Source organism: Pseudomonas sp. WP18, assembly GCF_036689585.1.
GTDB lineage: Bacteria > Pseudomonadota > Gammaproteobacteria > Pseudomonadales > Pseudomonadaceae > Aquipseudomonas > Aquipseudomonas chlororaphis_E.
On the sequence record NZ_CP144758.1, the window covers coordinates 1,804,271 to 1,820,351 of the forward strand.

General features: G+C 61.5%; 13 protein-coding genes. 9 read left to right on the forward strand and 4 right to left on the reverse strand.

Annotated elements, in window-relative coordinates; genetic code table 11:
• Positions 1-66: 66 nt before the first annotated feature.
• On the forward strand, positions 67-2,061 hold the full coding sequence (locus tag V5F23_RS07960; protein ID WP_338497926.1) for a nucleoside-diphosphate sugar epimerase/dehydratase: 1,995 nt from the start codon (positions 67-69) through the stop codon (positions 2,059-2,061).
• 158 nt (positions 2,062-2,219) lie between these two features.
• Here V5F23_RS07960 and V5F23_RS07965 read toward each other — a convergent pair whose 3' ends face one another.
• Positions 2,220-2,714 (reverse strand): acyltransferase, encoded by a 495-nt coding sequence (locus V5F23_RS07965; RefSeq protein ID WP_042728061.1) that lies wholly within the window; start codon positions 2,712-2,714, stop codon positions 2,220-2,222.
• 426 nt (positions 2,715-3,140) lie between these two features.
• On the opposite strand from V5F23_RS07965, the gene V5F23_RS07970 reads away from it, so the two are divergent.
• Both V5F23_RS07970 and V5F23_RS07975 read left to right on the forward strand, forming a co-directional pair.
• Positions 3,141-3,473 carry a ComEA family DNA-binding protein gene (locus V5F23_RS07970; protein WP_212803540.1) on the forward strand — a complete coding sequence of 111 codons (333 nt, stop codon included), beginning with the start codon at positions 3,141-3,143 and terminating at the stop codon, positions 3,471-3,473.
• A gap of 227 nt (positions 3,474-3,700) precedes the next feature.
• Complete coding sequence (locus V5F23_RS07975) at positions 3,701-4,552, forward strand: DUF1989 domain-containing protein (protein WP_338497930.1); 852 nt, start codon at positions 3,701-3,703, stop codon at positions 4,550-4,552.
• 221 nt (positions 4,553-4,773) lie between these two features.
• Here the strand turns inward: V5F23_RS07975 and V5F23_RS07980 are convergent, their stop codons facing one another.
• Both V5F23_RS07980 and eat read right to left on the reverse strand, forming a co-directional pair.
• On the reverse strand, positions 4,774-4,941 hold the full coding sequence (locus tag V5F23_RS07980; protein WP_003183831.1) for a DUF2897 family protein: 168 nt from the start codon (positions 4,939-4,941) through the stop codon (positions 4,774-4,776).
• Between the two features lie 119 nt (positions 4,942-5,060).
• Positions 5,061-6,425: an ethanolamine permease gene (eat, locus tag V5F23_RS07985; RefSeq protein WP_042728058.1), complete on the reverse strand. Its 1,365-nt coding sequence runs from the start codon at positions 6,423-6,425 to the stop codon at positions 5,061-5,063.
• Between the two features lie 372 nt (positions 6,426-6,797).
• Between eat and kdpF the strand changes: the two genes are divergently transcribed.
• The 6 genes from kdpF to V5F23_RS08015 all read left to right on the forward strand — a co-directional run bounded on the left by kdpF (position 6,798) and on the right by V5F23_RS08015 (position 14,797).
• Entirely contained in the window at positions 6,798-6,887 is a 90-nt protein-coding gene (gene kdpF / locus V5F23_RS07990; RefSeq protein ID WP_003218754.1) for a K(+)-transporting ATPase subunit F, read from the forward strand.
• Positions 6,888-6,895: 8 nt separating this feature from the next.
• On the forward strand, positions 6,896-8,590 hold the full coding sequence (gene kdpA / locus V5F23_RS07995; protein WP_212803541.1) for a potassium-transporting ATPase subunit KdpA: 1,695 nt from the start codon (positions 6,896-6,898) through the stop codon (positions 8,588-8,590).
• 16 nt (positions 8,591-8,606) lie between these two features.
• A complete protein-coding gene (kdpB, locus tag V5F23_RS08000) occupies positions 8,607-10,655 on the forward strand; it encodes a potassium-transporting ATPase subunit KdpB (RefSeq protein ID WP_338498872.1) in 2,049 nt (682 codons plus the stop codon).
• Between the two features lie 63 nt (positions 10,656-10,718).
• On the forward strand, positions 10,719-11,264 hold the full coding sequence (gene kdpC, locus V5F23_RS08005) for a potassium-transporting ATPase subunit KdpC (RefSeq protein WP_047737560.1): 546 nt from the start codon (positions 10,719-10,721) through the stop codon (positions 11,262-11,264).
• A gap of 128 nt (positions 11,265-11,392) precedes the next feature.
• Positions 11,393-14,044 (forward strand): sensor histidine kinase KdpD, encoded by a 2,652-nt coding sequence (locus V5F23_RS08010; RefSeq protein WP_338497934.1) that lies wholly within the window; start codon positions 11,393-11,395, stop codon positions 14,042-14,044.
• A 54-nt stretch (positions 14,045-14,098) separates the two neighbouring features.
• Positions 14,099-14,797 carry a response regulator gene (locus V5F23_RS08015; protein WP_338497937.1) on the forward strand — a complete coding sequence of 233 codons (699 nt, stop codon included), beginning with the start codon at positions 14,099-14,101 and terminating at the stop codon, positions 14,795-14,797.
• Positions 14,798-14,965: 168 nt separating this feature from the next.
• Here the strand turns inward: V5F23_RS08015 and V5F23_RS08020 are convergent, their stop codons facing one another.
• On the reverse strand, positions 14,966-16,003 hold the full coding sequence (locus tag V5F23_RS08020; RefSeq protein ID WP_042728337.1) for a patatin-like phospholipase family protein: 1,038 nt from the start codon (positions 16,001-16,003) through the stop codon (positions 14,966-14,968).
• Between the last annotated feature and the right edge of the window lie 78 nt (positions 16,004-16,081).

A 16,081-nucleotide genomic window follows, 5' to 3' on the forward strand; every position in this document is an offset into this window, starting at 1 on the left:
GGCCTCTGGATCTTCATCGAGAAGAGACTGACTGTTCAGCCGTTTTATTAGGTACCCAAAGGATTTATGGATAAATTACGAACTTTCTTGCTGGAGCTATCGCGCCGGCAGAAGCGCTTGATTCAAGTGTCTGCGGATATCGTTCTGGTCTGGTTGGCGCTGTGGCTTTCGTTTGTGGTGCGTTTGGGCGTCGATGCGCTGATCAATCCATTCACTGCCCATCAGGTTCTGTTCCTGAGTGCGCCGGCCATCGCGATTCCGTTGTTTATCCGTTTTGGAATGTACCGCGCGGTGATGAGGTACTTTGGCAATGACGCACTTATCGCCATCATCAAGGCTGTCAGCCTCTCTTCGTTGATTCTGGGGATCGTCGTCTTCTGGTACAGCAATCATCAGAACATTGTGCCCAGGTCGATCATCTTCAACTATTGGTGGCTTAGTCTGATCATGATTGGCGGACTGCGCCTGGCGATGCGTCAGTACTTCCTGGGCGACTGGTTCACGGCGGCGCAGCATGTTCCTTTCACGAATCGTGACGATGGATTGCCAAAGGTCGCCATCTATGGCGCAGGTGCTGCCGGTAACCAATTGGTAGCTGCACTGCGTATGGGGCGTGTCATGCGTCCGATAGCGTTTATCGACGACGATAGCAGTATCGCCGATCGGGTGATCGCGGGTCTGCAGGTCTACAAACCCAAAAACATTCAGCGCATGATCGATGTCACGGGGGCGCAGGAAATTCTACTGGCCATTCCCTCGGCAAACCGGGTAAGGCGTCGTGAGATCCTGGGCTTCCTCGAAGGCTTCCCCCTTCACGTACGCAGTATTCCCGGCTTTATGGACTTGGCAAGCGGGCGCGTAAAAGTTGACGACATTCAGGAAGTCGATATCGCCGATCTGTTAGGCCGTGATGCAGTACCGGCCCAGGAGAGCTTGCTCGAGCACTGCATCAAGGAGCAGGTGGTTATGGTGACGGGCGCCGGAGGGTCGATCGGCTCGGAACTGTGCCGCCAGATACTTGAATTGCGCCCGTCGACATTAATAATGTTCGAACATAGCGAGTTCAATCTGTACAGCATCTTGTCCGAGTTGGAGCAGCAGGTTGCCAGGAAGTCCCTTTCCGTACGTCTTTTGCCGATCCTGGGTTCAGTAACCAACCCGCGTAAACTGCTTGACGTGATGAATGTATGGCAAGTGAACACTGTCTACCATGCAGCAGCCTATAAACACGTTCCTATAGTCGAACATAATATTGCCGAAGGTGTTCTGAACAACGTTATTGGTACATTGAATACCGCCCAAGCGGCGCTGCAGGCAGGGGTTGCCAATTTTGTTTTGATTTCCACAGACAAGGCTGTACGTCCTACCAATGTCATGGGCAGTACTAAACGTCTGGCAGAGCTAACGCTGCAGGCGCTTAGCCGGGAAATAGCACCGGTGCTTTTTGGCGATAATGCTAACGTATCACGTGTCAATAAAACCCGTTTCACGATGGTTCGTTTCGGTAATGTTCTCGGCTCGTCAGGTTCGGTCATCCCTTTGTTCCATAAGCAGATAAAGTCAGGTGGACCGCTGACTGTCACTCATCCGAAAATCACCCGATATTTCATGACGATCCCAGAAGCTGCGCAACTGGTTATTCAGGCCGGGGCCATGGGGATGGGGGGGGATGTTTTCGTATTGGACATGGGAGAACCGGTCAGGATCGTCGAACTGGCCGAGAAGATGATTCATCTCTCGGGCTTCAGTGTGCGTTCGGAAAAGAACCCCCATGGAGACATTGCCATTGAGTTCACGGGGCTGCGGCCTGGAGAGAAGTTGTACGAAGAGTTATTGATTGGCGATAACGTAGTGCAAACTTCTCATCCGATGATTATGAGTGCCAATGAAGACTTCATACCTTGGGATGCGTTGAAGGGTAAATTGGCTGAGTTGCTCACCGCCGTCGAGACTGACGATTATTCGCGTGTACGCCAGTTGTTGCGCGATACAGTCAGTGGTTATGCACCCGATGGAGAAATAGTGGACTGGATCCACCAGCAAAGACGACGCGACCCTTGATCAAGGCTGAGCGTTCACTGGTCAGCGTAAGCAACGGTCTCTGCCCCGCTTGTTCTTGAACGATGATAAAGACGTTCGATAAATGCGCAGGGCACACCTTCAGGAAAATTGAGGATGTGCCCATTCTGTTTGGGTGCCGAAACCGTCCAAAGGCTCGTTCAAGCCTGGTTTTGGCCTTCATCCTTGCGCTGCAGTATCTTTGCTGGGTTACCCACCACCGTGACATTGGCGGGCACTGAACGGGTGACCACCGCCCCTGCGCCAATCATCGCGTTCTCCCCAATAGTTATTCCTGGAAGAATAGTGCAATTGGCGCCCAAGGAGGCGCCTTTGCTTATTACGGTTCTGTCGAAGCTTTCAGGATAGACCTTGCTTCTTGGAAAGCGGTCATTGGTGAATGTGGCGTTGGGACCAATAAACACATCGTCTCCGATGGAAACACCATCCCACAGCTGAACACCGCATTTGATTGTTACCCGGTCTCCTACGACGACGTCGTTTTCGATGAACACGTGGTCGCAGATATTGCAGTCCTGGCCGATTTTGGCCCCGGGTAGCAAGTGGGTGAAGGCCCAAACCCGAGTGCCTTTGCCTATCTGGGAGGTTTCGCATAAAGCGTGGGAATGCACGAAGTAATCTTTATGATCGCTCATTGTTATCCGTTCCATTGGATGGTTGGAACACCACCCTGTGTTGGCAAGTTTCGTAAGATTATTGGCTTATAAGCCATTGATCCAGCGGCTGATAATAAAGTAACTGCTCAAATTTTTCTGTGCTACAGGCAAAGCGAAAGAGTCATGGCGATTGATAAACCCGGGAGCAGGGGCCCTTGCAGGGGATTTCGCAGCTCGAAGTAGGTGGCCTTAGCTTGAGCATCAATGTGTTTTTGCCGTCACCGTTTCGCTGGCGTGGGATGCGATTGACCTACCCATTTCGCGTGAGCCCCTGAAAGTCTAATACGCCTCGTTATTACATTTTTTGCAATGGTCGCCTTTTTGACAGCCCTCAATCATCGCCTAAGTTTGGAATGCAGCGTCACAAAGCTGCTTCCTCTTGACGGTATCAAGGAGCTTCATTTTATGCGTAAAGGATATTTTTACCCGCTGATTTTTGCCCTCCTGGCCAATGCCTCGGTCGCGGTAGGCGCGACCGCAGTGGTCAAGCCCGAGGTGGCAATACCTCCTGTGGTGCAGAGCTCGGTGTCTTCGCAAGAGGGCAAGGTGGATTTGAACCAGGCAGATGCTACGACGCTTCAGCGTGAGCTGACTGGGATAGGTAAGGCGAAGGCTGATGCAATTGTTGCATATCGTGAAAGTAATGGCGCTTTTTCGTCAGTCGAAGAGTTGTTGGAGGTCAAGGGCATTGGTAAGGCAATCCTGGACAAAAATCGGGATAAACTGGAAGTGAATTGAGCTGAATCGAAAGGAATGGCCAGTCGATGGGACTGGCTTTTTCCGTTTTATCGATAGCGGGCTGCGTGGGTTCGCTCTTTGAGTGAATTGATCCACTTTTTTGCCGCTTATAGGCCATTCAAACTGAAGCATGACGCTGGACTCGACCTCACCGTTCATATCCCGTTGGATGAGCAGCCTCATAGCCTCATTGGCCGCTCGCTAACAGGCGATCAAGGAGCCTTGCCATGTACAAAGACTACCCAGCTGCCTACCAGGTCAGCAAAGGTTCCGCCCTCCAGGTGGACAAGCCTTTCTACGACCGAATCCGTACCCGGCAGGACCAGCGCACGCTGATCGAGCAGTTCGAAGTCCCCATTCGCACTGGCCGTGCCTGGCATGTACCCGCCGGGCACGTCTTTCGTGTCACCACGCCGCAGGGCCCGCAGGTCGGCGACTTCAACGTCTGGAACGCCCACGACCCGCGGGAGCGATTGTGGGCCGCGCGTACCCGGCAGTTGCAGGGCGCCCATGTCAGTACCCACGACCGGTTGTGGTCGAACTTGCCGTTCCTGCGGCCGCTGGTGACCATCACCGGCGACAGCCTGGCCGGTTATGGCATCGACGAGCACGGGGGGCGGTTGCACGATCTGCTGGGCACGCGTTGCGACCCTTACGTCAACAAGATGCTGACCGGCGAGGATTTCCACCATCACTGCCATTCGAACCTGACTCGCGCGGTGTTGCCCCACGGCTTGACCGAGTTCGATGTGCACGACGTGCTGAATATCTTCCAGTGCACCGGGCTGAACCATGACGACATGTACTTCATGAAGGCCTGTCCGGCACAGAAAGGCGATTACCTGGAGTTCTTTGCCGAAATTGATCTGTTGTGCGCCCTGTCCACCTGCCCGGGCGGTGACCTGTCACTGGCCATGTGGGGGCCGGATGCGCAGGATCCATTGAGCGTCTGTCGGCCACTGGGGGTGGAGATCTATCGGTTGGACCACGCATTGTTGGAAGGCTGGAGCCAGCCTGAGCGGGCGGCGTACAAGGGGTTGTATGGCTTGCACATTGCCAGGGCGGATTGGGAGAAGTAACGCAGTAGGCGGACAGGACGCGGCCTTCTGTGGCGAGGGGATTTATCCCCGCTGGGGCGCGCAGCGGCCCCTTTTAAAACCCACCCAGTCGATCGGATAGACCGCGTGACAGGTTTTGGGGCTGCTGCGCAGCCCAACGGGGATAAATCCCCTCGCCACAAAAGTTTTGTGTCAGGCAGCACTCCACAGTGTTGTGCCAGCCAGCAGCCAGCAGCCAGCACTCAACGATCCTTGGCCTCCTTCGCGTCCATCTCGGCGTTGCGCTCGGCAACACGCTTGCGTTGTTCGTCCGTCAACTCGACCTTGTTGGCGGTGTCGCGCAGCATCATCAGACCACCAACGATCGAGCCGATTGCAACAATCAGAATCAACCAGGCATACCAGGGCATAGGGCTCTCCTTGAGGGCGCGGCCAGTGGGCGTCTGTTCGCCAATCTGCCGCGCCTACCACTTATGAGCGAAGCTCGTTCGCAGTGGTTCCATACTACGCCCGTTCGGCCGGCTTCACCTCAAGGCCCGGTCAGCATTGCATCGGCTGGAGCCGCCGCTCGCAGTTGTGCGGTCAGGGTGAAGTAGACGAAGCCCGCCGCCATGAACGCGACGAAGATCAGGCCGATCAGCGCATTGAACCAGGCCATCGCCACCAGGCATACCACCGCCAATACCAGGGCGATTCCCGGCACGAGAGGGTAGCCCGGCGCGCGGAAGGTGCGCTCCAGGTTGGGCTCGGTTTTGCGCAGTTTGAACAGGCTGAGCATGCTCATGATGTACATGACGATCGCACCGAACACCGCCATGGTGATCATCGCGGCGGTCAGGGTCATGCCGCCGAGGTTGATCAGGCCGTCGCTGTAGATCGCGGCAATGCCGATCAGGCCTCCGGCGATGATGGCGCGGTGTGGCGTCTGGAAGCGTGAGAGCTTGGCCAGGGACGCGGGCAGGTAGCCGGCGCGCGCCAGGGCGAAGAACTGCCGCGAGTAGCCCAGGATGATGCCGTGGAAACTCGCCACCAGGCCGAACAGGCCGATCCACACCAGCATGTGCAACCAGCCGGAGCTTTCGCCGACCACGGTTTTCATGGCCTGTGGCAGCGGGTCGTTGATGTTCGACAGGGTGCGCCAGTCACCGACGCCGCCGGCGAAGAACATCACTCCCATCGCCAGCACCACCAGGGTCAGGATGCCACTGATGTAGGCCTTGGGGATGGTGCGTTTCGGGTCCCTGGCTTCTTCGGCCGCCATGGCCGCGCCTTCGATGGCCAGGAAGAACCAGATGGCAAACGGGATGGCGGCGAACATTCCGGCAATGGCAGGGGCACCGAATACGTCGGAGCCGGCCCAGCCGTTCAAGGCGAAGTGACTGAAGCTGAAGGCCGGGGCCACGACGCCCATGAACACCAGCAGCTCGGCCACCGCCAGGACGCAGACGATCAGTTCGAACGTCGCGGCCAGTTTGACCCCGAGGATGTTCAGGCCCATGAACACGATGTAGGCGCCGACCGCCGCGTGCTTGGGGTCCAGGGCCGGGAATTGCACGTTCAGGTAGGCCCCGATGGCCAAGGCAATGGCGGGCGGCGCGAAGACGAACTCGATCAGCGTCGCCAGCCCGGCGATCAATCCGCCTTTCGCGCCGAAGGCACGACGGCTGTAGGCAAACGGTCCGCCGGCATGGGGAATGGCCGTGGTCAGTTCGGTGAAGCTGAAGATGAAGCAGGTGTACATGGCCGCGACCATGAATGACGTCACCAGAAAACCCAGTGTCCCGGCCACGCCCCAGCCGTAGCTCCAGCCGAAATACTCGCCGGATATCACCAACCCGACGGCGATCCCCCATAAATGCAGGGTACCCAGCGTGGGTTTGAGTTGTGTGTTCATCGGTGGCTCCCCTCGATCCATAGCAAAAGCGCTGGGGAGGGCAGTGCAGTGGGCGTGCCAGTGTGTCGGGGGCGGTCGCAACGGGTGAAATCCTGTCGTATCGGGGATGTTCCTTGCTTGATGTGCCCCTGTTGTGCGCCAGTTGAGGGCGTTGGCGCTGATGGTGCCGCCTTCGCGGGCAAGCCCGCTCCCACACTGGACTTGCGCTGAGCAGTCGGCGGGCTGGCTCTCGAAGAAGCCGCCCAACCATCGATTCAGCTTTTTTTTACAGATTCTTTATCCCCCAACCGCTCTCTCGATCTCGTTCCTTTACGCCCGCCGTGCCGACAATCACTCCATACACGGCATGACGCCGTACGACGGAGAAATCCCATGAGTGTTCTGGACGGGGTGTCGCTGCTGTTGGCAGTGGCGCTGTTCATTTACCTGCTGGTTGCGCTGTTGCGCGCGGATCGGAACTAGGAGCGGCTATGCACGGTTATGATTTCGGGCTGATCCTCGCTTTTTTCGCCCTGGTGCTGATTCCAGCACCGTTGCTGGGGCGTTTTTACTACCGGGTGATGGAGGGCCAGCGTACCTGGCTCTCTCCGGTCCTCGGGCCCGTGGAGCGGGGTTGCTATCGGCTGGCAGGCGTTGATCCCGGCGCTGAGCAGAGCTGGCAGAAATACACCCTGGCCTTGCTCGCGTTCAACCTGGCGGGCTTTGTGCTGTTGTTTGCGATTCTTCTGTTCCAAGGGCATCTGCCGCTCAACACTGAACAACTGCCAGACATGGAATGGACCCAGGCTTTCAACACGGCCGTGAGTTTCATGACCAACACCAACTGGCAGTCCTACAGTGGCGAGGCGTCGGTGAGCTACCTGAGCCAGATGGTCGGCCTGACGGTGCAGAACTTTGTCAGCGCCGCCACCGGACTGGCGGTGCTGGTAGCGTTGTGTCGCGGGATCGGGCGCAAGTCCGCCGCGACGCTGGGCAACTTCTGGGTCGACATGACCCGCGCCACCCTTTACGGGCTGTTGCCGTTGTGCCTGCTGTTGGCGCTCTTCCTGGTGTGGCAGGGCGTGCCGCAGACCTTCGCTCACTATGTGCATGGGATGACCCTGCAGGGCGCCGATCAGGTGATCCCGCTGGGGCCGGCGGCCAGCCAGATTGCGATCAAGCAATTGGGCACCAACGGTGGTGGGTTCTTCGGCGTCAACTCGGCGCACCCGTTCGAGAACCCGACGGCCTGGAGCAACCTGTTCGAGCTCGCGTCGATCATCCTGATTCCCGCCGCGTTGGTGTTCACCTTCGGCCATTACGTCAAGGACCTGCGCCAGAGCCGGGCAATCATCGCCTGCATGCTGGTGCTGTTTCTGATCGGTGGTGCCACGTCGCTGTGGGCCGAGTACCAGCCCAACCCGACCTTGAACAACCCCGCCGTCGAACAAACCGCGTCGCTGGAAGGCAAGGAAGCGCGCTTCGGGACCACCGCGACGGTGCTCTGGTCGGTGACCACCACGGCGGCCTCCAATGGCTCGGTCAACGGCATGCACGACAGCCTCAACCCGCTGAGCGGCATGGTTGCGCTGGTGAACATGATGGTCGGCGAGGTGATTTTCGGCGGTGTCGGCGCAGGGCTCTACGGCATGTTGCTGAACGTGCTGATCGCGGTGTTCCTGTCCGGGTTGATGATCGGCCGCACACCGGAATACCTGGGCAAGAAGCTCGGCGCCCGGGAAGTTCAGTTGCTGGTGGTCACCCTGCTGGTGATGCCGGTGAGTGTGCTGGTGCTGGGCGCCATCGCCGCAAGCCTGCCCGGGCCGGCAGCCGCGGTGAGCAACCCGGGTGCCCACGGTTTCAGCCAGTTGCTGTACGCCTACACCTCGGCGGGGGCGAACAACGGCTCGGCCTTTGGTGGGTTCAGCGCCAATACCCCTTTCCACAACCTGATGCTGGGCCTGGGCATGTTGATCGGTCGTTTCGGCTACATCCTGCCGGTGCTGGCGTTGGCCGGTAGCCTGGCACTGAAGAAAACCGCGCCGATCGGGCAGAACAGCTTCCCCACCCACGGCCCGCTGTTCGTCACTTTGTTGACCGTGACGATTCTGCTGGTGGGCGGCCTGACCTTCCTGCCGACCCTGGCCTTGGGGCCGATCGCCGAACACCTGAGCATGGGCTTCTGAGGAATTGATGATGAATATGCCGATGAGCAAAGCCGTCGTCGCCAAGACGTCGGAACCCCTGAAAACCAACTTCTCGTCCTTGTGGCGGCCAGCGCTGGTGCAAGCGTTCGTCAAGCTCGACCCACGCCAGTTGCACCGGGCCCCGGTGATGCTGGTGGTGGAACTGACCGCCATCCTCACCACTGTGCTGTGCTTCGTTCCCGACACGGCGGTGCCGACGTTCGTCGCCGTGCAGATCGCTCTGTGGCTGTGGTTCACCGTACTGTTCGCCAACTTCGCCGAAGCCTTGGCCGAGGGGCGCGGCAAGGCGCGGGCCGACAGCCTCAAGGCCGGCAGCGAAGGCCTGAGCGCACGGCGCCAGACCGCCAATGGATTTGAAGTGGTGCCCGCTACCCGTCTGCGCAAGGGCGACGTGGTGCGTGTCGCGGCCGGGGAGATGATTCCCGGGGACGGCGAGGTGATCGAAGGCATCGCTGCCGTCAACGAGGCGGCGATCACGGGTGAGTCGGCGCCGGTGATCCGCGAGTCCGGCGGCGATCGTTCGGCGGTCACCGGCAACACTCGGCTGGTCTCCGACTGGTTGCTGGTGCGCATTACCAGCAACCCTGGCGAGTCCACCCTGGACCGCATGATCGCCCTGGTGGAAGGGGCCAAGCGCCAGAAAACCCCGAACGAAGTGGCACTGGACATCCTGCTGATTGGCCTGACGTTGATCTTCCTGCTGGTGGTGGTGACGCTGCAACCTTTCGCCCATTTCGCCAACGGCAGCCTGCCGCTGGTGTTCCTGGTGGCACTGTTGGTCACCCTGATTCCCACCACCATCGGTGGGCTGCTGTCGGCCATCGGCATCGCCGGCATGGATCGGCTGGTGCGCTTGAACGTGATCGCCAAGTCCGGTCGCGCGGTGGAGGCGGCGGGGGACGTGCATGTACTGATGCTGGACAAGACCGGCACCATCACCTTTGGCAACCGACGCTGTGCCGCGGTGCATGCCGCCCCTGGGGTGAGCGCCAGGGAGTTGGCCGAAGGTACGCTGTTTGCCTCGCTGGCCGACGATACGGCCGAAGGCAAGTCTATCGTCGAGTATCTGCGAGGCCTGCATCCGCTGCCCGAACCTGGCCTCGAGTCGCTGACCGCCGTGCCGTTCAGCGCCGAAACGCGCTTGTCCGGGGTCGATTACCAAGGGCGCATTTATCGAAAGGGCGCCGTGGATTCGCTGCTGGAGTTCATCGGTATGCCACGCAGCGAGTTGCCGGCGGCGCTGGCCCGGGAAGTCGACAAGATCGCCCAAAGCGGCGGCACACCGTTGCTGGTCTGCGCGGACGGCCGGCTGCTGGGTGTCATTCATCTCAAGGACGTGGTCAAGCCAGGCATTCGCGAACGCTTCGCCGAGTTGCGCAAGTTGGGCATCCGCACGGTGATGGTGACGGGCGACAACCCGCTGACCGCCGCCGCGATTGCCGCAGAGGCAGGCGTCGACGACGTGCTGGCCGAGGCCACGCCGGAGAAAAAACTGGCGCGCATCCGCCATGAGCAGAATGACGGTCGGCTGGTGGCGATGTGCGGCGACGGTGCCAACGACGCCCCGGCCCTGGCCCAGGCCGATGTCGGCATGGCCATGAACGACGGCACCCAGGCGGCGCGGGAAGCGGCCAACATGGTCGACCTCGACAGTGACCCGACCAAGTTGCTGGACGTGGTGCAGATCGGCAAGGAATTGCTGGTGACCCGTGGTGCGCTGACGACGTTCTCCATCGCCAACGACATCGCCAAGTATTTCGCGATCCTGCCGGCGCTGTTCGCCTCGATTTATCCACAGCTCGGCGTGTTGAACGTGATGCACCTGAGCAGCCCGCAAAGCGCGATTGTGTCGGCCATTGTCTTCAACGCCCTGATCATCGTGGTGCTGATCCCCCTGGCCTTGCGCGGCGTACGGGTGCAAGCGGCGAACGCGGCGGCCTTGTTGCGGCGCAACCTGCTGATCTATGGCCTGGGCGGGATCGTGGTGCCGTTCGTGGGGATCAAGCTGATCGACATGGCGTTGACGGCGTTGAGGCTGGTTTGAGGTGACTGCACTTCTGGCAGGCGCCCTCGCCACACCTGTGTGTTCTGATTCGAGGAGTTTGAAATGTCCACTCTGATACGCCCGGCCCTGAGCCTGATTCTGCTGATGACCCTGGTCACCGGTGTCGCTTACCCACTGGTGGTCACGGGCGTGGCGCAAGTCGCGTTTCCCGCCCAGGCCAACGGCAGCCTGGTGAGGGATGCCGAGGGCAAGGTCCGCGGCTCGTTGTTGATCGCCCAGGACTTCACGGGCGATGCCTGGTTTCATCCACGGCCATCGGCCGCGGCCTTCGCCACGGTCGCCAGTGGCGCGAGCAATCTGTCACCCAGTAATCCGGCCCTGGCGGCACGAGTGATCGCCGACGCCGAGAAGTTGCAGGTGCCCGGCGCAGGCCCGGTGCCGCTGGCGCTGCTGACCACCTCCGGCAGTGGCTTGGACCCGCACTTGCCACCGAGCGCAATTGCCTATCAACTGGCGCGTGTCGCTGCGGCGCGCAACCTGCCGGTCTCGACGCTGGAGCAACTGCTCGATGCCCATGTCGAGCAACCCCTGGTGGGGCCGCCGGTGGTGAATGTCCTGGCGCTGAACTTGGCGCTGCAAAAGCTGTAAACCCTGTAGGAGCGAGCTTGCTCGCTATGGCTTTGTATCAGTCGGCCTGAGTGGCGACTGTCCCACCGCCATCCCGAGCAAGCTCGCTCCCACAAGGGCTTGATTAATGCCTGAACGAGACCCCCAACATGAGCGATTCCGGCCGCGCCGACGCACTGTTAGCCCATCTACCGCGCAACGGCCGTGGCCGGCTCAAGGTCTTTCTTGGCGCGGCGCCCGGCGTCGGCAAGACCTACGCCATGCTGCAAGCGGCCCACACCCAACTGCGCCAGGGCGTGAAGGTGATTGCCGGTGTGGTCGAGACCCACGGACGCAGTGAAACCGAAGCGCTGTTGGGCGGCCTGCCGCAGCAGCCGCTGGTGCGTTCGGAGTATCGCGGCGTGATGCTCGAGGAGATGGACCTCGACGGTCTGCTCGCGGCCCGGCCGGCCCTGGCCCTGGTGGATGAGCTGGCCCACAGCAACGCCCCGGGCAGCCGCCACCTCAAGCGCTGGCAAGACATCCAGGACCTGCTCGCCGCCGGTATCGATGTCTACACCACCGTCAACGTCCAGCACCTGGAAAGCCTCAACGACCAGGTGCGCGGCATCACGGGCGTGCAGGTGCGCGAGACGCTGCCGGACTGGGTCCTGCAGGAGGCCGACGAGTTGCTGCTGATCGACCTGCCGCCGCGCGAGCTGCTGGAGCGCCTGCGCGATGGCAAGGTCTACGTACCGGAACAGGCTCGCGCGGCCATCGACGCCTTCTTCACCCAGACCAACCTGACCGCCTTGCGCGAGCTGGCCATGCAGACCGCCGCTGCCCAGGTCGATAACGATCTGGCCCAGGGCTATCGACAACTGGGCCAGGCCGCTCCGGCTGTGCGTGGGCGATTGCTGGTGGGCGTGGACGGTGACCTCCAGGCGGAGCGTCTGGTACGCCACGCCAGTCGCGTCGCCCAGCGGCGGCATTTGCCATGGAGCCTGGTGCACGTGGACAACGGCAGTGTCCGCGACGAAGCCTCGCGCCAGCGCTTGCAGAATGCCCAGCAACTGGCCGAACGCCTGGGTGGCGAAGTGGTGCTACTACGGGCCGCGGAGGTGGCCCGGACACTGATCCAGCATGCCAGCGAACGTCGCGCCACACTGTTGCTGGTGGGCCAGTCCAGCCCTCGTCTGCGTCGACGTTGGCTGGGCGGTGGCCTGGCCTCACGGCTGCTGCGCGATGCCCGAGGCCTGGAAATCAACGTGCTGGACGGCGACGAACAACCGCGCCCGGCTCGTGTGCGTTCAAGCAGCGTGCAGACCGGCTTCGATTACGTGCTGGCATTGGTCGCGACAGTCATGGCCAGTGCCCTGGCTTGGGGGATCTCGGGAGTGTTGGCGTTGCCCAATATTTCCCTGGTGTTCCTGATGGCGGTGTTGCTGGTGGCCGTGCGCAGCAGCCTCGGCCCGGCGCTGGCTTGTGCGGCGCTGTCGTTCCTGGCCTACGACTTCCTGTTCATCCCGCCCAATTTTTCCCTCACTATCCAGCGCGAAGAAGACGTGCTGACCCTGGTGTTCTTTCTCTTGATGGCGGCGTTGACCGGCAACCTGGCCGCCCGCCAGCGTCGCCAGTTGCAGGCGCTGCGCGACACCCAGCAGGAAACCAGTGAACTGCTCGACCTGTCGCGCAAGCTCACCGCCGCTACCGATCGCCAGGCCGTCATCAGCGCCGCCACGCAGCACCTCGGTGGCGGGCACGACTTGCAACTGTGCCTGCTCAACCGCGACGGCCAAGGTCACTGGAAGGTCGAGAGCGGCGAACCGCTGACGTTCACCGAAGCCGAACGCGCGGCCGCCGATTGGTCCTGGCAGCACGATCAACCGGCCGGCGCCGGCACCGGGACGTTGCCATCCGGACGCTGGTGGTGGTGGCCGCTGTCGGCAGAGGGCGGCCCGCTGGCCTTGCTGGGTGTGTGTCCGATGGAAGGCGCGCAGCTCAGTGGCCAGCGCCGCCGTTTACTGGCGGCCCTCAGCCAGCCATTGGCCCAGGCGCTGGCCCGGGCACAATTGGCCCAGGACCTGGAAGCGGCGCGCCTGCACGGGGAAACCGAACAGTTGCGCAGTGCCTTGCTGGCGTCGGTGTCCCATGATTTGCGCACACCGCTGACCGCCATGCGTGGCAGCATCGACAGCCTGCTGGCGCTGGGCGAGGCGATCCCGCTGGAGGACCGCCGCGAATTGCTCGAAGGGACGCGCGATGAGGCCGAACGACTGGACCGCTATATCCAGAACCTGCTGGACATGACCCGCCTGGGGCACGGCGCGCTGAAACTGGCGCGCGATTGGGTGTCGCCGGCCGATATCGTCGGCAGTGCCCTGAACCGCCTGCGCGCGGTGTTGGCGCCCCTGGCGCTTGCGGTTGAAGCCTCGCCTGAACTGCCGTTGCTGTACGTCCATGCGGCGCTGATCGAGCAGGCGCTGGTGAACGTGCTGGAGAACGCTGCGCGTTTCTCGCCGGCCCACGGGCGGCTCCGGTTGAGTGCCGGGGCGACGGACAGCGAGGTGTTCTTTGCCGTCGCCGATGAAGGGCCGGGCATTCCCGAAGAAGAGCGGGAGAAGATCTTCGACATGTTCTACACCGCTGCCCGTGGCGACCGCGGCGGGCAGGGCACCGGGCTGGGGTTGGCGATCTGTCAGGGCATGGTCGGCGCCCATGGTGGGCGCATCAGCGTGGGTGATGGCCTGGACGGGCGCGGCACCTGCATCACTTTGCACCTGCCGTTGCAGACGCAACCGGGCCTGGACGATGAAGCCTGAGCGGCCCTGCGATATGCTTGCCGCTTGCTACCCACCCAGCGTTGAACGAGCCCCATGAACCAGACCGCGACCCTCTTGGTCATCGATGACGAACCGCAGATCCGCAAGTTCTTGCGTATCAGCCTGGCCTCCCAAGGCTACAAGGTGTTGGAGGCCGGCACGGGGGCGCAAGGGCTTGCCCAGGCGGCGCTGAACAAGCCCGATTTGCTGGTGCTCGACCTGGGGTTGCCGGACATGGACGGCCAGCAGGTGCTGCGCGAGTTGCGCCAATGGTCGACGGTGCCGGTAATGGTGCTCTCGGTGCGAGCCAGCGAAGCGCAGAAGGTCGAAGCGCTGGACAACGGCGCCAATGATTACGTGACCAAGCCGTTCGGGATCCAGGAATTCCTCGCCCGCATCCGCGCCCTGTTGCGCCAGGCCCCGGCCGGGGCGCCTGAGGAAGCGGCGCTGCGATTCGGCCCGCTGACGGTGGACCTGGCCTACCGACGGGTGTTGCTGGATGGCGCCGAGGTGGCCCTGACCCGTAAGGAATATGCGGTTCTGGCGCAGTTGGCGCGGCACCCGGGGCGGGTCATCACCCAGCAGCAACTGCTCAAGGACATCTGGGGCCCGACCCATGTCGAAGACAGCCATTACCTGCGGATCGTGGTCGGTCACCTGCGCCAGAAACTGGCCGACGACCCGACCCGGCCTCGCTTCATCGCGACCGAGGCGGGGGTGGGGTATCGGTTGTTGGGGGAGGGTGGACTCTAACCCATCGGGCTTCAGTCAAACGCCGTTGTGGCGAGGGGATTTATCCCCGCTGGGCTGCGAAGCAGCCCCAAACCAGGCCTTGGAGTGGAGCAAAACGATTGAAGGGGTGCGCTTGGCGCCCCAGCGGGGATAAATCCCCTCGCCACCAGAGCGTGGCGATGATCATATCTATTTCTGCTCATTCTCATACCGATCCAGCGTGTCGCTGGCAATCTCCCGCCCCAGCGCGATCAGCTCCGGGGCCTTGTAGAACTCGAAGAAACGGCACACCCGCTTCGGCACGTTGATCAGTACATCCGGCGGATAACCGGCAATCTTGTACTGGGCCAATGACGTCTGCATCACCTCGAAACTCTGGTTGATCAAATCCAGCAACGAGGCCGGGCCGACGTTGTCGATGATGAACGAACCCGTGGCGGATTTCGGCGCGCCTTCGGCCTCGGGCGCCGCGGCCGGTTGCTGGCCTTCGGGTTCCGCCGATTCCAGCCAGGGATTGATCTCGGCCGCCTCGGCCTTCAGCGCCTCCTGTTCCAGCAGCAACAGTTGCTCGGCCTGCTTGCGGCGAAACGGCAGGCGCGAACCCAGCGAGCTGACGAGGGTGTCGAAGCGTCGCCGGAACGCGGCGGGGCGCTGGATGACCGGGAGCTTGTACTGCTTCTGGTTGGTGGCGTTGAGGTTGACCGCGATGATCAGGTCGCAATGGCTCGACACGACCGGCACGATCGGCAGCGGGTTGAGCAGGCCACCGTCCACCAGCATGCGGTTGCCCTGCATCACCGGGGTGAACAGACTGGGGATGGCCGCCGAGGCACGCATCGCCTGATGCAGGCAGCCTTCCTGGAACCAGATTTCCTGCTGGTTGGTCAGGTCGGTGGCAACGGCGGTGTAGGGAATGCGCAGGTCTTCGATGTTGAGTTCGCCGACGATCTTGCGGATCTGGCCGAAGACTTTCTCGCCGCGAATCGCTCCCAGGCGAAAGCTCACGTCCACCAGCCGCAGGACATCCAGGTAGTCGAGGCTTTCAATCCAGTGGCGGTAATCCTTGAGCTTGCCGGCGGCATAGATCCCGCCGACCACCGCGCCCATCGAACAACCGGCGATGCAGGCAATGTCGTAGCCACGTCGTTCGATTTCTTCGATCACCCCGATATGGGCATAGCCCCGGGCGCCGCCCGATCCCAGTACCAATGCGACACGTTTTGTCATGACCCGGCCTCTTGTCGAACAGACTTCAACAATGCACTGATCAGCGGCTTGGCTCAATCGTTGTGGCGCAGGCGTCGT